Source organism: Sphingopyxis sp. (assembly GCF_025869345.1).
GTDB lineage: Bacteria > Pseudomonadota > Alphaproteobacteria > Sphingomonadales > Sphingomonadaceae > Sphingopyxis.
On sequence record NZ_JAOZVW010000166.1, the window covers coordinates 1 to 21,011 of the forward strand.

22 protein-coding genes are annotated in these 21,011 nt (G+C 66.7%); 14 read left to right on the top strand and 8 right to left on the bottom strand.

Annotated elements, in window-relative coordinates; genetic code table 11:
- Nucleotides 1–67: 67 nt before the first annotated feature.
- Both OJI97_RS18850 and pyrE read right to left on the bottom strand, forming a co-directional pair.
- Nucleotides 68–799, bottom strand: a complete 732-nt coding sequence (locus OJI97_RS18850) for a pyridoxine 5'-phosphate synthase (protein WP_297666072.1) — start codon at nt 797–799, stop codon at nt 68–70.
- Nucleotides 796–1,380 (bottom strand): orotate phosphoribosyltransferase, encoded by a 585-nt coding sequence (pyrE, locus tag OJI97_RS18855; protein WP_297666073.1) that lies wholly within the window; start codon nt 1,378–1,380, stop codon nt 796–798. Before pyrE ends, OJI97_RS18850 begins: the two co-directional genes overlap by 4 nt.
- 229 nt (nt 1,381–1,609) lie before the next feature.
- Here pyrE and coxB point away from each other — a divergent pair, with 229 nt between their 5' ends.
- The 10 genes from coxB (at nt 1,610) to OJI97_RS18905 (ending at nt 10,398) form a co-directional block, all read left to right on the top strand.
- Nucleotides 1,610–2,731, top strand: a complete 1,122-nt coding sequence (coxB, locus tag OJI97_RS18860; protein WP_297666075.1) for a cytochrome c oxidase subunit II — start codon at nt 1,610–1,612, stop codon at nt 2,729–2,731.
- A gap of 17 nt (nt 2,732–2,748) precedes the next feature.
- Nucleotides 2,749–4,422, top strand: a complete 1,674-nt coding sequence (ctaD, locus tag OJI97_RS18865) for a cytochrome c oxidase subunit I (protein ID WP_297666076.1) — start codon at nt 2,749–2,751, stop codon at nt 4,420–4,422.
- A gap of 73 nt (nt 4,423–4,495) precedes the next feature.
- A complete protein-coding gene (locus tag OJI97_RS18870; RefSeq protein WP_297666077.1) occupies nt 4,496–5,407 on the top strand; it encodes a heme o synthase in 912 nt (303 codons plus the stop codon).
- The gene (locus OJI97_RS18875; RefSeq protein ID WP_297666078.1) at nt 5,404–5,553 is read left to right on the top strand and encodes a hypothetical protein; all 150 of its coding nucleotides are present in this window, start codon (nt 5,404–5,406) and stop codon (nt 5,551–5,553) included. Before OJI97_RS18870 ends, OJI97_RS18875 begins: the two co-directional genes overlap by 4 nt.
- Complete coding sequence (locus OJI97_RS18880) at nt 5,550–6,107, top strand: cytochrome c oxidase assembly protein (RefSeq protein ID WP_297666080.1); 558 nt, start codon at nt 5,550–5,552, stop codon at nt 6,105–6,107. Before OJI97_RS18875 ends, OJI97_RS18880 begins: the two co-directional genes overlap by 4 nt.
- A gap of 81 nt (nt 6,108–6,188) precedes the next feature.
- Entirely contained in the window at nt 6,189–7,067 is an 879-nt protein-coding gene (locus tag OJI97_RS18885) for a cytochrome c oxidase subunit 3 (RefSeq protein WP_297666082.1), read from the top strand.
- Nucleotide 7,068: 1 nt separating this feature from the next.
- The gene (locus OJI97_RS18890; protein WP_297666084.1) at nt 7,069–7,464 is read left to right on the top strand and encodes a DUF983 domain-containing protein; all 396 of its coding nucleotides are present in this window, start codon (nt 7,069–7,071) and stop codon (nt 7,462–7,464) included.
- Nucleotides 7,448–8,089 (top strand): SURF1 family protein, encoded by a 642-nt coding sequence (locus OJI97_RS18895; RefSeq protein WP_297666086.1) that lies wholly within the window; start codon nt 7,448–7,450, stop codon nt 8,087–8,089. Before OJI97_RS18890 ends, OJI97_RS18895 begins: the two co-directional genes overlap by 17 nt.
- 28 nt (nt 8,090–8,117) lie before the next feature.
- Complete coding sequence (gene thrC / locus OJI97_RS18900; protein WP_297666106.1) at nt 8,118–9,515, top strand: threonine synthase; 1,398 nt, start codon at nt 8,118–8,120, stop codon at nt 9,513–9,515.
- Nucleotides 9,508–10,398: a class I SAM-dependent methyltransferase gene (locus OJI97_RS18905; RefSeq protein ID WP_297666087.1), complete on the top strand. Its 891-nt coding sequence runs from the start codon at nt 9,508–9,510 to the stop codon at nt 10,396–10,398. The genes thrC and OJI97_RS18905 overlap by 8 nt, the downstream gene beginning before the upstream one ends.
- A gap of 67 nt (nt 10,399–10,465) precedes the next feature.
- On the opposite strand, the gene OJI97_RS18910 is transcribed toward OJI97_RS18905, so the two are convergent.
- On the bottom strand, nt 10,466–11,596 hold the full coding sequence (locus tag OJI97_RS18910) for a diguanylate cyclase (RefSeq protein WP_297666089.1): 1,131 nt from the start codon (nt 11,594–11,596) through the stop codon (nt 10,466–10,468).
- 54 nt (nt 11,597–11,650) lie between these two features.
- On the bottom strand, nt 11,651–12,892 hold the full coding sequence (locus tag OJI97_RS18915; RefSeq protein WP_297666091.1) for an MFS transporter: 1,242 nt from the start codon (nt 12,890–12,892) through the stop codon (nt 11,651–11,653).
- A gap of 417 nt (nt 12,893–13,309) precedes the next feature.
- Between OJI97_RS18915 and guaB the strand changes: the two genes are divergently transcribed.
- From guaB to OJI97_RS18935, 4 genes are all read left to right on the top strand, one after another.
- Complete coding sequence (gene guaB, locus OJI97_RS18920) at nt 13,310–14,767, top strand: IMP dehydrogenase (protein WP_297666093.1); 1,458 nt, start codon at nt 13,310–13,312, stop codon at nt 14,765–14,767.
- 108 nt (nt 14,768–14,875) lie between these two features.
- Nucleotides 14,876–16,066 carry an RsmB/NOP family class I SAM-dependent RNA methyltransferase gene (locus OJI97_RS18925; RefSeq protein WP_297666095.1) on the top strand — a complete coding sequence of 397 codons (1,191 nt, stop codon included), beginning with the start codon at nt 14,876–14,878 and terminating at the stop codon, nt 16,064–16,066.
- Nucleotides 16,067–16,098: 32 nt separating this feature from the next.
- Nucleotides 16,099–16,623, top strand: a complete 525-nt coding sequence (locus tag OJI97_RS18930; protein ID WP_297666096.1) for a tetratricopeptide repeat protein — start codon at nt 16,099–16,101, stop codon at nt 16,621–16,623.
- Nucleotides 16,624–16,878: 255 nt separating this feature from the next.
- On the top strand, nt 16,879–18,276 hold the full coding sequence (locus OJI97_RS18935; protein ID WP_297666097.1) for a methyl-accepting chemotaxis protein: 1,398 nt from the start codon (nt 16,879–16,881) through the stop codon (nt 18,274–18,276).
- 128 nt (nt 18,277–18,404) lie between these two features.
- Here OJI97_RS18935 and OJI97_RS18940 read toward each other — a convergent pair whose 3' ends face one another.
- The 4 genes from OJI97_RS18940 to OJI97_RS18955 all read right to left on the bottom strand — a co-directional run.
- The gene (locus OJI97_RS18940) at nt 18,405–19,250 is read right to left on the bottom strand and encodes a MoxR family ATPase (RefSeq protein WP_297666099.1); all 846 of its coding nucleotides are present in this window, start codon (nt 19,248–19,250) and stop codon (nt 18,405–18,407) included.
- Between the two features lie 101 nt (nt 19,251–19,351).
- Nucleotides 19,352–20,038 (bottom strand): hypothetical protein, encoded by a 687-nt coding sequence (locus tag OJI97_RS18945; RefSeq protein WP_297666100.1) that lies wholly within the window; start codon nt 20,036–20,038, stop codon nt 19,352–19,354.
- A gap of 265 nt (nt 20,039–20,303) precedes the next feature.
- A complete protein-coding gene (locus tag OJI97_RS18950) occupies nt 20,304–20,594 on the bottom strand; it encodes a PspC domain-containing protein (protein WP_297666102.1) in 291 nt (96 codons plus the stop codon).
- Nucleotides 20,595–20,794: 200 nt separating this feature from the next.
- On the bottom strand, nt 20,795–21,011 hold a 217-nt coding region (locus OJI97_RS18955; RefSeq protein ID WP_297666104.1), incomplete at its 5' end, for a hypothetical protein.

The window sequence follows — 21,011 nt, forward strand, 5'->3', positions numbered from 1 at the left end:
CAATCCAGAGCGCGCGTAAACCGCCCTGGATTGCTTCGCTTCGCTCGCAATGACGATAATTCTCATTCTATCCCCGCGCCTCGTCCATCAACTCGCGCATCCGGCGCACCGCGGTTTCGAGGCCGGTGAAGATCGCCTCGCCGATCAGATAATGGCCGATGTTGAGTTCGGCGAGCTGTGGGATCGCGGCGACGGGGACGACATTCTCGTAAGTCAGGCCGTGACCCGCGTGCGGCTCGATGCCGTTCTTCCACGCCAGCGCCGCGGCGTCGGCGAGGCGGCGGAGTTCGGCGGCGCGATCCTCGCCCTCGGCATGGGCATAGCGGCCGGTGTGGAATTCGACGACCGGCGCCTTGAGGCGCATCGCCGCTTCGATCTGGCGCGCGTCGGGTTCGATGAACAGGCTGACGCGGATGCCCGCGTCGTTCAGCCGCGATACGATCGGCGCGAGGTGGTTATGCTGCCCCGCCGCGTCGAGCCCGCCCTCGGTCGTGCGCTCCTCGCGCTTTTCGGGGACGATGCAGGCGGCGTGCGGCGCGTGGCGGAGCGCGATCGCGACCATCTCGTCGGTCGCCGCCATTTCCAGATTCAGCGGCAGGCTGGTCGCGGCCTGGATGCGCGCGAGGTCGTCGTCGCGGATGTGGCGCCGGTCTTCGCGCAGATGCGCGGTGATGCCGTCGCCGCCGACCGCCGCGACGATCTCCGCCGCGCGCACCGGGTCGGGATGGTCGCCGCCGCGCGCGTTGCGGATCGTCGCGACATGGTCGATGTTGACGCCGAGGCGCAGGCGGGCGCTCAATTCGCGCGGCTCCCCGGCTTGACCGCCTGCGTTCCCGCGAGCTCGGGCGGCAGTTCGTCCGCCGCATAGGTCGGGAAATTGATTGCGACGAGCGGATAGAAGGGAACGCCGAGGTCGATGTTGCTCCCGGCCGAGCGGTCGACCAGCGCAGCCTCGGCGAGAACTTCGCCGCCCGCGGCGCGCACCGCTTCCATCGCTTCGCGCGAGGAGAGGCCGGTGGTGACGACGTCCTCGACCATCAGCACTTTGGCGCCGGCGGGGATCGCGAAACCGCGCCGCAGCTCGAAAATGCCCGTCGGGCGTTCGACGAAGATCGCCGGCTTGCCGAGCGCGCGGCCCATCTCATGCCCGATGATCACGCCGCCCATCGCGGGCGAGACGACCAGATCGATCGCCTGCCGCAGATCGCGCGGCAGCTTGGCGGCGAGCGCGACGGCGAGGCGCCCGGCGCGCTCGGTGTCCATCAGGACGCGCGCGCATTGCAGATAATATTCGCTGTGGCGGCCCGAAGAGAGCAGGAAATGCCCCTGCAACAGCGCGTCGGCGGCGCGGAACTCGGCCAGGATTTCATCGTCGGTCATGGGAGAAGGGTCTTTTGTTCCTGTTGACCCGCTTTCGAGGGGCGGGTTTCGGTGGCGAAGATTTGCCAGCCGGAAAATAGTGTTAGAGATGCTTGAGGCAAGCGGCAAGCGGGTCTATAGCGCCCGCGAGATTCAGCCTTGGGGACGGCTGCCGCGACGCATGTCCGGTGTCCGTGCAAAGGGGTTGGGGCATCGATAAGAACAACAGGCAACGGGCGGCACTATCCTTATGAAGAGCTTGAAAACCCTTGTAATCGCAGCGGCTTTGTCGCTCGGCGCGGTGGGCGCCGCGCAGGCACAGGCGCCGGCGGCAGCACCCGCCGCGGCGCCGGTGGCCACGACGACGGCGACTCCGGCTCCGGCAGCACCCGATGCGGCGGCGGCCACCGCGGCGCCCGCACCGGCCGACGCCGCCAAGGCGGCCGCGCCCGCCGGCGATGCGACCTATGTGCCCATGAAGCCCACCGCCGGGATCGGCCAGCCGGTCGATGGCGACATCAATTTCCAGCCGCAGGTCACCCCGATCGGTCAGCAGGCCTATACGTTCAATCACTATATCCTGCTGCCCGTCATCACGGTCATCACGCTGTTCGTGCTCGGCCTGCTGCTCTGGGTGATCGCGCGCTACCGTGCTGGCGCGAACCCGGTGCCGTCGAAGACGACGCATAACACGTTCATCGAAGTGATCTGGACCGCGATCCCGGTCCTCATCCTCGCGGTGATCGCGGTGCCGTCGATCCGCCTGCTCGCGGCGCAATATGAGCCGCCGAAAAAGGATGCGCTGACGATCAAGGTCACCGGCTATCAATGGTATTGGGGCTATGCCTACCCCGATCAGGGCATCGCCGAATATGTCTCGAAGATCCTGCCCGAGGATCAGGCGAAGGCGCGCGGCGAGCCCTATCATCTCGCCGTCGACAACCGCATGGTCGTTCCCGTCGGCCGCCAGGTGAAGCTGATCATCACCGGTTCCGACGTGATCCACAGCTTCGCGGTCCCCGCCTTCTGGACCAAGATGGACGCGGTCCCCGGCCGCGCCAACGAAACGACGTTCACCGCGACCAAGGTCGGCGTCTATTACGGCCAGTGCTCGGAGCTTTGCGGCGTCGATCACGGCTATATGCCGATCGCGGTCGAGGTCCTGCCGGTCGACAAGTGGAAGGCCTGGGTCCGCTCGAAGGGCGGCAATCCCGACGGTCCGGCGCCCGCCGCCGCGGCTCCGGCCGCGCCCGCGCCCGCCGGTCCGGTCCCTGCGACCACGACCGCCGCGCCGGCTCCCGCGCCTGCCGCCACCGCACCCGAAGCAGCGCCGGCTGCGGCTCCCGCCGCCGCGCCTGCCGCCAAGAATTAATCCAAGGGGTCCGACAGATGACCGATATCGCAGCGACTGCACCATCCCACGGCCACGATCATGCGCATGATCATGACCACGACCACGGCACGCCGGGCTTCTTCGTCCGCTGGTTCATGTCCACGAACCACAAGGACATCGGCACGCTCTACCTGATCTTCGCGATCATCGCCGGCATCGTCGGCGGCGTGCTGTCGGGCATGATGCGCCTCGAGCTTGCCGAACCGGGCATCCAGTATCTTCATGGCTGGGCGCAATTCTTCGACCCCGCCGCGACCGAGGTGCAGGCGAAGCATTTCTGGAACGTGATGATCACCGCGCACGGCCTGATCATGATCTTCTTCATGGTCATGCCGGCGATGATCGGCGGCTTCGGCAACTGGTTCGTGCCGCTGATGATCGGCGCGCCCGACATGGCGTTCCCGCGGATGAACAACGTCAGCTACTGGCTGACCACCGTGGCGTTCGTCATGCTCGTCGCCTCGATGTTCTTCCCCGGCGGCAGCGGCCTCGGCGCCGGCACCGGCTGGACGCTCTACGCGCCGCTGTCGACCAGCGGTTCGGTCGGCCCCGCGGTCGACATGGCGATCTTCTCGGTCCACCTTGCGGGCGCGGCGTCGATCCTTGGCGCGATCAACTTCATCACTACCATCTTCAACATGCGCGCGCCGGGCATGACCCTGCACAAGATGCCGCTGTTCGTGTGGTCGGTGCTGGTCACCGCCTTCCTGCTGCTGCTGTCGCTGCCGGTCCTTGCCGCGGCGATCACCATGCTGCTGACCGACCGCAACTTCGGCACCACTTTCTATGATGCGACGGGCGGCGGCGATCCGGTGCTCTATCAGCATCTCTTCTGGTTCTTCGGTCACCCCGAAGTCTACATCATGATCCTGCCGGGCTTCGGCATCGTCAGCCAGGTCATTTCGACCTTCAGCAAGAAGCCGGTGTTCGGCTATCTCGGCATGGCCTATGCGATGGTCGCGATCGGCGTCGTCGGCTTCATCGTGTGGGCGCACCACATGTTCACCGTCGGCATGAACGTGAACCTCAAGATGTATTTCACCGCGGCGACGATGGTCATCGCGGTCCCGACCGGCATCAAGATTTTCAGCTGGATCGCCACCATGTGGGGCGGTTCGCTGAGCTTCAAGACGCCGATGCTGTGGGCGCTGGGCTTCATCTTCATGTTCACCGTCGGCGGCGTGACCGGCGTCGTGCTCGCCAACGGCGGCGTCGATACCAACCTGCACGACACTTATTATGTCGTCGCGCACTTCCACTATGTGCTGTCGCTGGGCGCGGTCTTCTCGCTCTTCGCCGGTTTCTATTACTGGTTCCCGAAGATGTCGGGCCGGATGTACAACGAGGCGCTGGGCCAGTTGCACTTCTGGGTCTTCTTCATCGGCGTGAACGTCCTGTTCTTCCCCCAGCATTTCCTGGGCCAGCAGGGGATGCCGCGCCGCTATCCCGACTATGCCGAAGGCTTCGCCTACTGGCATTATATCTCGTCGGTCGGTTATGCGATCATGGCGGTCGGGATGATCTTCTTCTTCGTGAACCTCGTTTATTCGCTGTTCGCGGGCAGGAAGGCCGCCGACAATCCGTGGGGCGAGGGTGCGACGACGCTCGAATGGACGCTGTCGAGCCCGCCGCCGTTCCACCAGTTCAACGAACTGCCCCGGATCGCGTGACGTCTATCGCCTGAACGGTTCCGCCCCCTGCCGGATGTCGGCGGGGGGCGTTTCCCTGAAGGCCGGAGTTGAGATGGCGCAGAGCCTGACCCATGGCGAAATGTCGCTGCCTGCCGATTGGCGCGACCTGTTCGCGCTGACCAAGCCGCGCGTGATGTCGCTCGTCGTGTTCACGGCGCTTTGCGGCCTGCTCGCGGCGCCGGGCAGCGTCCATCCGGTGCTTGCTTTCTCCTCGATCCTCGCGATCGCGCTGGGGGCGGGGGCGTCGGGTGCGCTCAACCAATGGTATGAGGCGGGGCTCGACGCGAAGATGAAGCGCACCGCCGGGCGGCCGCTTCCCGCTGGGCGCCTCGACCCGCAGACCGCGCTCCATTTCGGGGTCGGCCTCGCCGCCTTCTCGGTCTTCCTGATGCTGTTCGCCGCCAATTGGCAGGCGGCGGTTCTGCTGACCGTCTCGATTCTCTTCTATGTCTTCGTCTATACGATGTGGCTGAAGCCGCGGACGCCGCAGAATATCGTGATCGGCGGCGCGGCGGGGGCCTTTCCGCCGCTGATCGGCTGGGTCGCCGCGACCGGCGGTGTCGCGCCGCTCCCGGTGCTGCTGTTCCTGCTCATCTTCCTGTGGACGCCGCCGCATTTCTGGGCGCTCGCACTGTTCGTGCGCTCCGACTATGCCGCCGCGGGCATTCCGATGATGCCGGTCGTCGCGGGCGAAAGCTCGACCCGGCGCCAGATTCTCTTCTATGCGCTGATCATGGCGGCGGCGGCGATCGCGCCGTGGCCGCTCGGCTACACCGGCGCGCTCTATGGCTGGACCGCCGTGCTGCTGTCGGCGCTGTTCGTGCTGCTCTCGATCCAGGTCGGCACGCGCCGGACGGGCGAGGACGACCGGATGCAGCCCGAAAAGCGGCTCTTCGCTTACTCGATCGCCTATCTCTTCATCCTGTTCGGCGCGGTCGTCGCCGATCATTGGTGGCCGCTATGACCGACGAAAATCCGCAAAAGCCCTTTGACGAGGCCGAATATCGCCGCCGCCAGCGCAGCCGGGCGAACCTGATGGGCTGGATATTGGGGGCGCTCGCGCTGCTGTTCTTCTTCATCACCATGGCGCGGATGGTGCCGCATTCATGACCGCGATGTCGAAGAACGCGAAGACCGCTTCGCTCGCCGCGCTGCTCGCGGTGGCGATGGTCGGGCTCGGTTTCGCGGCGGTGCCGCTTTACAATCTCTTCTGCCGCGTCACCGGCTTCGGCGGCACGACGCAGCGCTATGATCCCGTCGCGGCCGCCGAAACGCCCAAGGTCCTCAGCGACACCATCTCGGTGCGCTTCGACTCCAATGTCGCGCCGGGACTGCCGTGGAAATTCTATCCCGAGCATCCGACCGACACGGTCAGCATCGGCGCGCGCGACATGGCGATCTTCATCGCCCAGAATGAATCGCCGCACGATGTGACGGGCACCGCGAGCTTCAACGTCACCCCCGATGCCGCGGGCAAATATTTCACCAAGATCCAGTGCTTCTGCTTCACCCAGCAGACGCTGAAGGCGGGGGAGCAGATTCGGATGCCCGTGCTGTTCTTCGTCGATCCCAAGATCAAGGACGACCCCGACGCGCGCGACATCGAAGAGATCACCCTCAGCTACACCTTCCACCCTGTAGACGGGGACAAAAAGGCGAGCTAAGGCCGCGATCGAAGAGTCTTAATCCAGGACCGGCGGGTGATGGGGAATCACCGGGCTGGGGCAAAAAACGGGAACTGCGACATGGCTGGTGCCAAACATCATGACTATCACCTCGTAAACCCCAGCGTCTGGCCGATGATCGGCTCGATCGCGGCGCTCGTCATGTTCTTCGGCGGGGTGATGTGGATGCACGCCGATTATTTCGGCGCCACGGCGGGCAAGGCGGTGTTCGGCCTTGGGGTTCTGGGCGTGATCGCGACCTTCTTCAGTTGGTGGGGCAAGGTTATCGAGGAGGCGCACGCGGGCGACCATACCCCGGTCGTCCAGCTTCACATGCGCTACGGCATGATCCTGTTCATCGCGTCCGAAGTGATGTTCTTCGTCGGCTGGTTCTGGGCGTGGTTCGACTTCTCGCTCTTCCCGGTGCCGGTCGAGATCGTCGACGGCGCGGTGACCTCGCTGTTCGGGCAGGACGGCGCCTCCGCGATCACCGTCTGGCCGCCGAAGGGCATCCATGTCATCGACGCCTTCTCGCTGCCTTTGCTCAACACGCTGATCCTGCTCTGCTCGGGCACGACGATCACCTGGGCGCATCACTCGCTGATCCATGGCGACCGCGAGGGGCTCAAGAAGGGGCTGTGGCTGACGATCATCCTCGGCGTGACCTTCAGCTGCATCCAGGCTTATGAATATGCCGAGGCGCCGTTCCCCTTCGGCACGATCAACTATACCTCGGCCTTCTTCATGGCGACCGGCTTCCACGGTTTCCACGTGCTCGTCGGCACGATCTTCCTGATCGTCTGCCTCGTCCGCACCTACAAGGGCCACTTCACCCCGCAGCAGCATTTCGGTTTCGAGGCGGCCGCCTGGTACTGGCACTTCGTCGACGTGGTGTGGCTGTTCCTCTTCATCATCGTCTATGTCTGGGGCGGCTGGGGCGCGCCGGTCGCCGCGCACTAAGTTGCCGGACGACAAGCCAGCAGCAAAGGGGCAGCCGCCGGTCTGGCGCGCTGCCCTTTTTGCGACCTGCCCCGAATGCGGGGCGCCGGGGCTGTTCGAGGGCGCGGCCCGCTTTCGCGAGCGCTGCCCGTCGTGCGGGCTCGATTATAGCCGCTACAATGTCGGCGACGGCCCCGCGGCCTTCCTGACCCTGATCGTCGGCGCGCTGCTGATCGTGCTGGCGTTGCTGCTCGACGCCGCGGTGCGGCCGCCGATCTGGGTGCATGTGATATTGTGGGTGCCGCTGACGATCGTTGCGGTGATCTACGGCCTGCGCGTCGGCAAGGCGGCGCTGCTTGCCAGCGAGCATCAGCGGCAGGCCGCCGAAGGAAAACTCAGCGATGACGGAAAGCCCTGACGCGCCGCGCTGCTGGCCGGTGATCCCGACCATCCTCGTCCTCGCCGCCGCCGCCGCGATGGTCGCGCTCGGCGTCTGGCAGCTCCAGCGCAAGGGCGAGAAGGAAGCGCTGATCGCGCTTTACGAGCGCAACCGGTCGATGTCGTCGCTCGTGACCTATCCCAAGCTGCCGCCGGTCTCCGACGCCTTTCTGTTCCGCAAGAGCAGCACCGTGTGCCTCGAAGTGGTCAAATGGGACCCGCGCGGCGGCACCGACCGCAAGGGGCAAGCGGGCATCCGCATGATCGCCGACTGCCGCACCGGTGCCGAGGGGCCGGGCGTGCTGATCGACGTCGGGATCGCCGACGATTTCACGCCGCCCGACTGGAAGGGCGGAACGGTGCAGGGGACGATCGTTCCCGGCCCCGAACAGCCGACGCTGATCCAGCGGCTGACGGGGAAGGCGGTGCCGGCGCGCGCGATGCTGGTCGCCGATGCGCCGGTTCCGGGGCTGCGCGCCAGCGAGGTGCCGTCGGGCGCCGATGTGCCGAACAATCACCTCGCTTATGCCGTCCAATGGTTCTTCTTCGCCGCGATCGCGCTGATTATCTACGCCCTCGCGGTGCGCCGCCGCTTGCAGCGGTGACGGCGCGCCGTTAGGGCGCATTCCCGTGATGGACTATATCAGCACCCGCGGCTCCGCGCCGACCCTCGACTTCCGCGCCGCCACGCTTGCCGGGCTTGCCGGCGACGGCGGGCTTTATGTTCCGGCCGAATGGCCGCGGATGTCGGCGGACGAGATTCGCGCGCTCGCCGGGCTGGACTATGTCGAAACCGCGGTGCGGGTGATGGCGCCCTTCGTCGCGGGCATATTGAGCGAAGAGGAACTGCGCGGGCTGTGCAAGGCCGCCTATGGCCGATTCAGCCACGATGCCGTGACGCCGCTGGTGCAGCTCGACCATCGCCACTGGCTGCTCGAACTGTTCCACGGCCCGACGCTGGCGTTCAAGGACGTCGCGCTGCAACTGCTCGGCCAGCTTTTCGAAAAATTCCTTGCGGGCGGCGAGACCGACCTCACCATCGTCGGCGCAACTTCGGGCGACACCGGCTCGGCGGCGATCGAGGCGGTCGCGGGGCGCGAGCATATCCGCATCTTCATGCTCCATCCCGAAGGCCGGGTCAGCGACGTCCAGCGCCGCCAGATGACGACGGTGCTCGCTCCCAACGTTCATAATATCGCGATCGACGGCAGCTTCGACGACGCGCAGGCGATGGTGAAGCGGTTGTTCGGCGATGCCGAGGCGCGCGGCCAACTGACCCTGTCGGCGGTGAACAGCATCAACTGGGCGCGGCTGATGGCGCAGGTCGTCTATTATTTCTATGCCGCCGTCCGTCTCGGCGCTCCCGATCGCCCGGTCGCGTTCAGCGTGCCGACGGGCAATTTCGGCGACGTCTTCGCGGGCTATGTCGCGGCGCGCATGGGACTGCCCGTGGCAAAGCTGGTGGTCGCGACCAACGTCAACGACATCCTCCACCGCGCGCTGTCGTCGGGCGACTATAGCGCGGGCAATGTCACCGCGACCGCCACCCCCAGCATGGATATTCAGGTCAGCAGCAATTTCGAGCGGCTGCTGTTCGACCTGTCGGGCCGCGACGGCGCGGCGATCACGGGGATGATGGGCGAGTTCGACGCCAACCGTGCGATGACGATCCCCGAGGACATGCTGCGCGGCGCGCGCGACCTGTTCACGAGCGCGCGGATCGACGGCGATGCGATGACGCTCGCGCTGCGCTGGGCGCAGGAACATGGCGGGCAGATCATCGACCCGCACAGCGCGGTCGGTCTCGCCGCCGCGCGCACGCTGGAGATCGACGCCGATATTCCCGTCGTCACTCTTGCGACCGCACATCCCGCGAAGTTCCGCGACGCCGTCGAGCGTGCGACCGGCGTGCGCCCGCCGCTCCCCGCGCGGCTCGGCAATCTGTTCGAGCGCGAGGAGCGCTATGTGACGCTGCCGGGCGATTATGACGCGGTGAAGGCGCATATCCTGGCCGAGGCGGCGCGTGGCTGATTTGCAGCCTCTCGTCACGCTCGCCGGCGAGGCGTGGGACGATTACGGGCTGGTCGACAGCGGCGGCGGACGCAAGCTCGAACGCTATGGCCCCTACCGCTTCATCCGTCCCGAGCCGCAGGCGATGTGGGCGCCCGCGCTTCCGGCGAGCGAATGGGAACAGGCTGACGGCGAGTTCATTCCCGCCTCGGACGAGGATGGCGGCGGCCGCTGGTATTTCAGCAAGCCCGTCCCCGCCGAGGGCTGGCCGCTCGGCTGGCGCGAGACGCGCTTCACCGCGAGCTGCACGCCGTTCCGCCATCTGGGCTTCTTTCCCGACATGGCGCCGGTGTGGGACTGGCTGCGCGGCGAGATCGCGGGCAAGCCCGATCCCGCCTTCCTCAACCTCTTCGGTTACACCGGCGTCGGCAGCCAGGCGCTCGCCGCGGCGGGCGCGGCGGTGACGCATGTCGATGCCTCGAAGAAATCGGTCGCGCAGGCACGCGAGAATGCCGCGCTCGCAGGGATGGGCGACAAGCCGATCCGCTGGATCGTCGACGATGCGGGGAAATTCACCGCGCGCGAGGTGCGGCGCGAGCGGCGCTACGATGCGATCCTGCTCGACCCGCCGAAATTCGGGCGCGGGCCGGGGGGCGAGCGGTGGCAGCTCGAAGAGGGGCTCGCGCCTTTGCTCGCCGATTGCCGGCAATTGCTCGACGCCGACAGCCGGGCGCTGTTCCTGACCGTCTATGCCGTGCGCATGTCTGCGCTGGCGATCGGCGAACTGCTTGCGCAGCTTTTCGCCGACCTGCCGGGCAAGGTCGAATGCGGCGAACTCGCGGTGCGCGAAGAGGCGCGGGGGCTGCTGCTGCCGACCGCGATCTTCGCGCGGTGGAGCCGATAGGGGCGACGTAGAAAGAATAGCGTGTTCCCTCGCCTTCGCGGGGGAACACGCCGTTTTTGGGTGCCGTCTATTCCTCCGGCACCGCCAGTTCGATCCGGTTCCGCCCGCCTTCCTTGGCGCGGTAGAGCGCTTCGTCGGCGGCTTTCAGCGCCGCGCGCACCTCGGCATAGCCGAAGACGTCGGCCACCCCGCCCGAGAAGGTGATCTGCCCGAAAGGCTGGTCGGTCTTGCGGTTGATCAGCCGCCGTTCGGACAGGCCCTCGCGGGCTTCGTCGAGCCGCTTCGCCGCCTCGCTCGGCGGCAGGCCGCGGAACAGCATGACGAATTCCTCGCCGCCGTGGCGCGCGACATGGCAATGATCGTTGGAGATACGCGCGAGCGTGTCGGCGATCAGCTTGATGACGCGGTCGCCCGCCTCATGCCCGTGGAGGTCGTTGACCTTCTTGAACTCGTCGATGTCGCAGAAGGCGACCGACAGCGGCTCGCACGCGCTGCGCGCTTCTTCGTGATGGCGTTCGAGCAGTACTTCAAAGGCGCGGCGGTTGGGCAGGCCGGTCAGATAGTCGATCTCGGCATCGCGCTTGGCGCGGGCGAGGCTGCGGCGCAGCGCCTTGGTCTCGTCCTCGCTCTTGCGCATCTCGTCCTCGGCGTGCCGCGTGCGTTCGAGCATCACCTTGGCGATATCGGCGAGGTGCGAGACAAGCTCGCCGGTCTTTTGCACCTGTTCGAGGTCGCTGACATGCGCCTCCAGCTTCGATCCATATTCGCGAGTCGCGCTGCGCGCCGCCCTGGTGCTGGTGTGGAAGGTTTCGAGGTTCGATTCGAGCCGGGCGACCATGCGGTCGAGGTCGGCGCGATCGGCGACGACGGGCTCCTGCTCCATCAGTTCGTCGAGCCATTGCTGGGTGACGCCCTCGTGCGTCTGCGAGCGCGCGGCGATCTGGCGTGCGAGCCGCGGGTTGATTCCCGAAAAGGCGCTGTGCGCGATCAGCAGGTTGGCAGGCGAAATGTCGAGATCGTGGCTCAGAAGGAAGGACGTCATCGCGCCGAGCAATTGCTCGCGCGCCTCGCGGACAAGGTTGCGCGACCCGGGCGGGGCTTCGCTCCCTTCTTCATAGGTCCCGCTTCGCGCGCGGAGCCCCAGCCAGCCCAGGAGCCGCCCTACCGGCTCGGTCGATGATGTTGCGTGAGTGGTCATGCGCCATTTAACGGGCGTGCGTGGCCCGGTTTTAAGTGCCGGCGCAAAATTTGCTCAGCGGTCGACGCGGCCTTCGTCGCGGCCCGGCATCGCCGCCAGAAACGGCAGGATCAGCGCGGTCAGCACCAGCCAGCCGCTCGACGCCAGCAGCGCGCTGGACAGCGACCAGAGGTCGGCGAGCAGGCCGAACAGCCAGGCGCCGAGCGCCATCGCGCCAAAGGTCACCGCCTGATAGATCGACAGGCAGCGGCCGAGGATCGCCTCGGGCGAGCGAAGCTGCATCGCGACGTTGAGCGTGGTGAGCGTCGACACCCAGGCGAGCCCCGCGACGAAGGTCGACGCCATCACCGCCGGGAGCGACGGGACGAGCGCCATCGGCACGAGCGCCGCGGCGAAGACCAGCGCCGATGTGCTGACGATCCGGTCGCTGCCCCAGCGGCGGCGCAGATAACCGACCTGCAATGCGGCGACGATCGACCCGGCGCCGAAGGCGGCGAGGCAGAGGCCGTAAATTGTCTCGGTCCCGTGCAGGCGGTCGCGGACGAGCGCAGGGAGCAAGGCCTGGAAACTGATCGCCGCGATGCCGAAGGCGAAACCGCGGGTCAGGATGCGCCGCACCGGGTTCGATTGGACGCAGAAGCGGATGCCGGTCGCAATCGCCGCGAGCATCGGCGAGCGCTGCGGCGGCGCAACTTCGGGATGCCAGCGCAGCAGCACGACGATCAGCGCGAGGTAGCTGACCGAATTGATCGCAAAGGCGGGGGCGGGGCCGGTGAGCGAGATGAGCAGTCCGCCGAGCGCGGGGCCGACGCTGCGCGCGAGATTGAAGGCGATGCTGTTGAGCGCGATCGCCTGCGGCAGATCCTTCGGGCCGACCTGCAGCCGCACCGACGCCTGCCAAGCTGGGCCGTTGAGCGCGGTTCCGCAGCCGACCGCGAGGGTGAAGAAGAGCAGCAGCAGGGGCGAGATCGCGCCGATCCACGTCGTCACCGTCAGCGCGGCCGAGACGATCAGCATCCCGCTCTGCGCCGCGAGCATGACGCGGCGACGGTCGAAATTGTCGGCGATGGCCCCGGCGAAGACGCCGAGCAGCAGGATCGGGATCGTCGCGCCCGCCTGCACCAGCGCGATAAGCTGATGCGAGGCGGTAAGTTCGGTCATCAGCCAGGCGGCGCCGACCGACTGGATCATCGATCCCATGTTCGAGGCGAGGTTGGCGATCCAGATCGCGCGGAAGGCGGGATAGCGGAAGGGAGCGAGGGAAGAAGGCGGGGAAGGGGTCTGTGTCGCGCTCACAGATCAAGCGCGTAGCTGCGCCGGGGATGAGACGCAATCGGGGGCGGTAGGCTTTTTCGATTTTGGGGGTGTGAAAATCCCGATGGCGGTTTTGGGGTGGGAAGCGGCGATAAAGCCCTCTCCCCTTCAGGGGAGAGGGTTGGGAGAGGGGGAGGCGCCCATTCCCCTCTCAACTCCGGCTAGCCGGTAAACCGGCAAGCCTTCGTATCTCTCCCCTGAAGGGGAGAGAGCAAGCTCCGCCAACGGCCGCAATCGCTCGCAACCCGTCGCTCGCGAACCAGCCCGCTCCATGAAATAATCGTGCTTCCCCCACTGGCGCGCTTGGCTCCGACTGGTTACATGGGCCGCCACCAAACGAGTCGCGTGTGCCGCCCGAAACCCACGGGCAGGCGCCGCCCGCATCAGAAAGTGGCACCCATGGAAATCTTTACCGGCCTGACCTTCGACGACGTGCTGCTGGTGCCCGGCGCGTCGGATATCCTTCCGTCCGACGCTAATCTGTCGACGCAGCTTACCAGCGAGATCAATCTCAACATCCCGATCCTGTCGTCGGCGATGGATACGGTTACCGAGGCCGACATGGCGATCTTGATGGCGCAGATCGGCGGCATCGGCGTCCTCCACCGCAACCTTACCATCGAGGAGCAGGCGGCGGCGGTGCGGCAGGTCAAGCGCTTCGAGAGCGGGATGATCGTCAATCCGATCACCATCACCCCCGACGCGCCGCTTTCCTATGCGACCGCGCTGATGGCGCAGCACAAGATTTCGGGCATTCCGGTCGTCGAAACCGGCGGCAAGCTCGTCGGCATTCTGACTCACCGCGACGTGCGTTTCGCCGACAATCCCGGCCAGCCCGTGCGCGAGCTGATGACCGCCGAGAATCTCGCGACCGTTCGGCCCGGCGTCGGGCAGGACGAGGCGCGCAAGCTGCTCCACCAGCGCCGCATCGAAAAGCTGCTCGTCGTCGACGATGATTATCGCTGCATCGGCCTGATCACCGTCAAGGACATGGAGAAGGCGGTCAACTTCCCCGACGCGACCAAGGACGAGAACGGCCGCCTGCGCGTCGCCGCGGCGACCAACACCGGCGACAGCGGCATCGAGCGCGCCGAGGCCTTGCTCGATGCCGAATGCGATCTGATCGTCGTCGATACCGCGCACGGCCACAGCAAGGGCGTCGGCGCGACGGTCGAGAAGATCAAGAAGCTCTCAAACCGGGTTCAGGTGCTGGCGGGCAACGTCGCCACGGGAGAGGCGACCAAAGCCTTGATCGGCTGCGGCGCCGACGGGGTGAAGGTGGGCATCGGCCCGGGATCGATCTGCACCACGCGCGTCGTCGCGGGCGTCGGCGTGCCGCAGCTGACCGCGATCCTCGACAGCGTCGAGGCGGCGGAGAAGCTGGGCGTGCCGGTGATCGCCGACGGCGGCCTGCGCACCTCGGGCGACATCGCCAAGGCGCTGGCGGCGGGCGCATCGAGCGTGATGGTCGGCTCGCTGCTCGCGGGCACCGCCGAGGCGCCGGGCGAAACCTTCCTGTTCCAGGGCCGCACCTACAAAAGCTATCGCGGCATGGGCAGCGTCGGCGCGATGGCGCGCGGCTCCGCCGACCGCTATTTCCAGCAGGACATCAAGGACCAGATGAAGCTGGTTCCCGAGGGGATCGAGGGCCAGGTGCCGTTCAAGGGCGCCGCGAAGGACGTGATCCACCAGCTCGTCGGCGGCGTGAAGGCGGCAATGGGCTATACCGGCAGCCGCACCCTCAAGGATCTGCGCGAGCGCGCGAAATTTGTCCGCATCACCAATGCGGGGCTGCGCGAAAGCCATGTCCACGATGTCGCGATCACCCGCGAGGCGCCGAATTATCCGGTGGGGTGATTCCCATGCTTCGTCATTGCGAGCGCAGCGAAGCAATCCAGAGTGGCGTAAACCGCTCTGGATTGCTTCATCGCTTCGCTCCTCGCAATGACGGCTTGATATAGATTTATGACCCCCGCCGCCCGCCTTCAGACCGCGATCGAAATCCTCGACGCCATCGCCGCCGCGGCGCGCGAGGGCGGGGCGCCCGCCGATGCGATCTTTGCCGAGGCGATGCGCGCGCGCCGCTATGCGGGGTCGAAGGACCGGCGCGCGATCCGCGGCCATGTCTATGACGCGATCCGCGCGGTGCGCTCGGCGCCCGCGTCGGGACGTGCGGCGATGCTGGCGCTCGCCGATGCCGATCCCGCGCTGATCGGGCTGTTCGATGGCTCGTCTTATGGCCCCGCTCCGATCGCGCCCGGCGAAGCGCGCGCCGAGACCGGCCTTGCCGCAGAGGCGCTGGTCGATCTGTTCGATCCGCTGGTGGATGCGGACGAAGGCGAAGCGATGCTCGCCCGCGCCCCGCTCGACCTGCGCGCCAACCGCATCAGGGCCGGCCGCGACGCGCTTGCGGCGCTGTTTCCCGACGGCGAGGCGATCGCCGGTGCGCCCGATGGCTGGCGCCTGCCGCCCGAGACCGCGGCGGTCCAGCATCCCGCCTATGCCGATGGCCTTTTCGAGGTGCAGGACGCCGCGAGCCAATATGCGTCCGCGGCGCTGGACGCCGCGCCGGGGCAGGCGATCGTCGATCTCTGCGCGGGCGGCGGCGGCAAGACGCTCGCGATCGCGTCATGCACCGCCAATGACGCCGATATCCTGGCCTGCGACACCAATCGCGCGCGCCTCCAGCAACTCCCGCCGCGCGCCGAACGCGCGGGCGCGACGCGGATCGAAACGCGGCTGCTCAATCCGGGGCAGGAGCGCGCGATGCTGGCCGACTGGCGGGGCCGGGCGGACCGCGTATTCGTCGATGCGCCCTGTTCGGGAAGCGGGACGTGGCGGCGCAGCCCCGAACTGCGCTGGCGCCTGACGCCCGCGCGGCTCGACCGCCATCTCGCCGATCAGGCGAAGCTGATCGACATCGGCGCCGATCTGGTGGCGCCGGGCGGCAAACTCCTCTATGCCGTTTGCTCGATCATCGCGCGCGAGGGGCGGGCTCAGGTGGACGAATTTCTGAACCGGCATTCCGGCTGGACGGCCGACGAATCCTGCCTGCCCCAAGGCGTTGGCCGTGCGGCGGGCGGCGGATTTCTGCTGACTCCCGCGCGCGACGGCTGCGACGGGTTTTTTCTCGCACGGCTGACGGCGCCATGTTAGCATCGCCCCGCATGAAGACATGGGAGAATGCGATGCGCGTCAGTTTTCTGGCCCTGGGTGCGGGCTTCATCCTCGCCAGTATGCCGGTCGCCTCCGATGCGCAGCGCGCCGACAGCGACATATCGCCGACCTCGGTCGCCTTGCAAAAGCAGGGCGAGGCGGCGCAGAGCGCGGGCAATCTGAATGGCGCGGTCGATTATTATGAATCGGCGCTCGCCGCCGACCCGCGCAACCGTTCGGCGGTCATCGCGATGGCGCAGGTCGCGCGGGCGCAGGGCCTGCCGGGCAAGGCGATTGCCCTCTATCGCGAGGCGCTGCTGCTCGAACCCAATGACCTCACCGCGCTGACCGGCCAGGGCGAAGCGCTCGCCGACAAGGGCGCCCTTGAACTGGCACGCGAAAAGCTCGCCGAGGCGCAGCGGCTGTGCAAGGATAAATGCCCGCAGGTCGCGGCGCTCGAAAAGGCGATCGCGAACGGCGACACGACGCGCGTCGTCGCGGCGGAGGCGATCGCGCCCAAGCCGGTGGCGACGGTCGGGGCGACCGGCCAGAACTGACGATCACGCCCGAAGCGGCGTTGAACATTTCTTCCGGCCGGAAACGGACCTATCCTTGATCGTCATTCCCGCGAAAGCGGGAACCAAGAGCGTGCGTCGGCTGACCCCACTCTGGGTTCCCGCTTTCGCGGGAATGACGAAGGGGGGAACCCCGCTGACCACGTCCAAACCGGCATCTCGGCCACGCACCCATTGACGCCCCATTAACCAATGTTGGGCATAGCTTTGCGATCCTTCAGAGACGTGGGTAGCGCAATGAAATATGATCCGATCAATCCGGCGGCGCAGATGCTCGACCAGTCGGTCGCCAGCGATTGCGGCGAGCTGGCCGTCGGGTGCAGCGACGCCGCGGGGCGGATCAAGCGCGCGACTGATCAGATGGAACGCCAGATTGCCGAACTCGGGCGGCTCGAGGAATATGTCGTCGGGCTTGAGGCCGACCAGCGCCAGATCGCCGATTCGACCGACGAAGCCAAGCTGCTGTCGGCGCGGGCGTGCGAACAACTCGACGCGGGGGCGGAGCGCGTCAATCTGGCGGTCAGCGAATTTCGCTCGGTCATCGATCTCGTCGCGCGGCTCGGCACGCATGTCACCAATTTCGCCGCGGTGATGGAGCAGGTGCAGCAGGTCAGTCAGTCGATCGAGCAGATCGCCAAGACCACCAACATGCTCGCGCTCAACGCCGCGATCGAGGCCGAGCGCGCGGGCGATGCCGGCCGCACCTTCGCGGTCGTCGCGTCGGAAGTGAAGAAGCTGGCGCAGAATACGCGCGGCGCGACCGACGAGATCCGCCGCTCGATCGGCAGCCTGGCCGCCGAAGCGAGCGGGCTCGTCACCGAAATCCAGTCGGGGGTCGAGCAGTCGAGCCGCGCCGAGGCGCAGTTCGAAACGATCACCGACGCGCTGCACGATGCGACGCACCTCGTCGCGCTGCTCGACGGGCAGAGCGATCGCATCGCGCAGTCGAGCGCGATGGTCCACGCCAACGGCGCCAGGGTGCGCGAGGCGATGGACCGCGTGGTCGGATCGGTGCGCGACAACAGCGCGATCCTCGACGGCACGCGCACGTCGATCCTGACGATGGAACATGTGTCGAGCCGCATGTTCAACGCAGTGATTTCGGCCGGTGTGAGCCCCGCGGACTCGGCGATCGTCGAACTGGCGGCGCGCGTGCGCGACCGCTTCGTGACGCTGGCGGAGGATGCGATCGCCGACGGCAAGCTGACGATGGAGCAACTGTTCGACACCGGCTATGTCCGCGTGCCGGGGTCGAACCCCGAACGCTTCCGCACCAGCCTGTGCGATTGGGCCGATGCCAACTGGCGCCCGCTGTTCGATCAGATCGTCGCCGAGCATCCCGAGATCAAGATGTCGTCGGCGGGCGACATGAACGGTTTCCTGCCGACGCACATCACCGATTGCTCGCGCACGCCGACCGGCGACCTGGAACATGACACCGCGCATTGCCGCAACGGCCGCATCCTGCTCGACGAGACCGACATGGCGGCGAAGCGCAGCAGCGCGCCCTTCTTCATGACCGTCTATCGGCAGGAGGGCGACGGGATCAATTACCTGACCGTGCGCAACGTCTATATGCCCGCGGTGATCGGCGGACGGCGCTGGGGCGACGTCGAGGTGGCGTATCAGCTTTAGGGCGCGCAGATAATGGTCGTGCTCCCCCGCGAAGGCGGGGGTCCATCTTCTGTAGGAGCAAGATGGTGCCGACCGGTGATGGGTCCCCGCCTTCGCGGGGACACACGATCAAATTTACCGGATTAGGCTCAGGCGCCCTGACGCCGCGCCATGAAGGCGAGCTTTTCGAACAGCATCACATCCTGCTCGTTCTTGAGCAGCGCGCCGTGGAGTGGCGGGATTGCCTTGCCGACGTCGCGGTTCTGGAGCACCTCCAGCGGCATGTCCTCGGCGAGCAGCAGCTTCAGCCAGTCGATCAGTTCGCTGGTCGACGGCTTCTTCTTGAGCCCCGGCACGTCGCGCACCTCATAGAAGATGTCCATCGCGCGGCTGACCAGCGTCTTCTGGATGCCGGGGAAATGAACCTCGACGATGTCGGCCATCGTGTCGCGGTCGGGGAATTTGATGTAGTGGAAGAAACAGCGGCGCAGGAAGGCGTCGGGCAGTTCCTTTTCGTTGTTCGAGGTGATGACGACGATCGGGCGCTCCTTCGCGCTGATCGTCTCGTCGGTCTCATAAACGTGAAACGCCATGCGATCGAGTTCCTGAAGCAGGTCGTTCGGGAATTCGATGTCGGCCTTGTCGATCTCGTCGATCAGCAGGACGGGGAGCCTGGGGCTGGTGAACGCCTCCCACAGCTTGCCCTTCTTGATGTAATTGCGGATGTCGTGGACGCGTTCCTCGCCGAGCTGGCCGTCGCGCAGGCGCGCGACCGCGTCATATTCATACAGGCCCTGCTGCGCCTTGGTCGTCGACTTGATGTTCCAGGTGATCAGCGGCGCGTCGAACGCCTTCGCGATCTCTTCGGCCAGCACGGTCTTGCCGGTGCCCGGTTCGCCCTTCACGAGCAGCGGCCGGCGAAGCATCGTCGCGGCATTGACCGCGACCTTCAGGTCGTCGGTCGCGATATAGGCGCTGGTTCCTTCGAAACGCATCGGTGCGCTGCCTTTCCCTTAACGTGAACGTCAATTGGATTTGGCATAGCGATGGCGGGGAAGGGGCGCAAGCATGCACGTCGCCCCCTGCGAAGGCGGCGTCAGGGATGCGATCGGCTGGCGGCGCGGGCGGCGAGGAGGTCCCACAGGCCGCTGTGCTGCGCGATCAGTTGCTGGGCGCCAAAGACGATCGCGCGTTCGACCGCGGGGCCGTCGGCGATCTGCGCCGCGACGCGCGCGGTGTCGCGCAGGTCGGGCAGCGTGCAGCGCGGCGCCGCGAGTTCGAGCCGCTGCGCGCTGATGTCGAGCAGCACGCGGATCGTGCGCCAGTCGAGCGTCAGCGCGATCGCGGCGCCCATCGCGCAGCCCTGGCGGTCCGATTCGGCGAGCATGTCGAGCGCGCGGCGCTGCGCCGCGACGGCGGCTTCGCATTGCGCCTGGCCTTGCGTGCTCGGCACCGGGCCGACCGCGGCGGCGATCTTCGACAGGAAGGCGCGCTCCTGCGCAAAGGCCTGCGCCGCTTCCTCCATCCATTTGCGCGATGCGGGATCGACCGCCTTGCGCGCCGCGCTGTCGACGACGCCGGGATAGCGGCCGTGGAGCAGGCAGAGGAAATGGACGGCGTCGGCCAGATTGCGCATCGCCTCCGGCCCGCTCGACAGCGCCCCCGATCGGACGTGCGGATGCGCGCCCGTACCGTCGCTGGCGACCAGATTATCGAGCAGTTCGGCAACGCCGCGCGGTTGCGACGCAGGCCGGGCCGATTGGGGCTGGGTTGAAGAACTCAACGCTAGATCCTTGCCTGTTGCGTGGGCTGGTCCCCCCATCGCGTGGATGTCGAGCGTCCATTCTTAAGGCAACGTCGTAAACGCCTCGTTTATGAGCAGCCTTCGATTCGTCGCATTGCTGTGCCGGATAGAGACGGGCCGGCCGGAAGCGAAGACAGAAGGACCGGCAAGCCCGGGGAAGCTTGCCGGTCCGGTGAAGGCGCCGGGGAGCGCCAGTCGGTCAATGGGCGCGCGGGGGGAGGGGAGAAGCCCGGCCCGCCGCTTGTCAGGCCGCGAGGGCGAGTTCGCCGGTCGCGGGCGCGGTTTCGTCCGCGATGGCCGGCAGCGGCCGCGCAGCGGCAGCGGCCGCCTTGTGCGGGAACAGGACCCGCGACAGCAGCACGACGACGCCGAGCGCGAAATAGGCCATGAAGGTCTGCACCGGCAGGAAGAAAAGCGGCGCGATGAAGGCGAGGCGAAGCCACAGCGGGTTGAAGCCGAAATCCTGACCCACGGCCTCGCAGATACCGAAGAAGGTGTCGCGGCGGCGGAAGAGATTGGTGGTTTCGTTTTCCATTATTCTGTCTTTCCCTTTGGCTGCGGGCATCGCCCCGTGCCGATGCCGAGTGCATCGCAAAGGCCGTGCCAATTTGTGCAGCCCCCGAATTTCCGGGCTTTTCCCGTGCCGGCCGATGCCGGTCACCTGCCCTGAACCTCGAATCATTTCCCACCGAATGGGAATGTTCGCCATTTGGTGGGTGACGCCTGAACGGATCATTAAGTTTCCGATCCATTCGACGGACGCCCCTCCCCCGTCGACGAACGAAGATCGGCGATGGGAGATGTGGCGGTGCGAAGGACGGCAGGCGGGTTGAAGGCGGACCTATTCTTCATCGTCATCCCGGACTTGATCCGGGATCCACTCATCCGGCGCTGAGTGAATGGATCCCGGATCAAGTCCGGGATGACGATGAAGGATAGGTCGGCTTCCGGT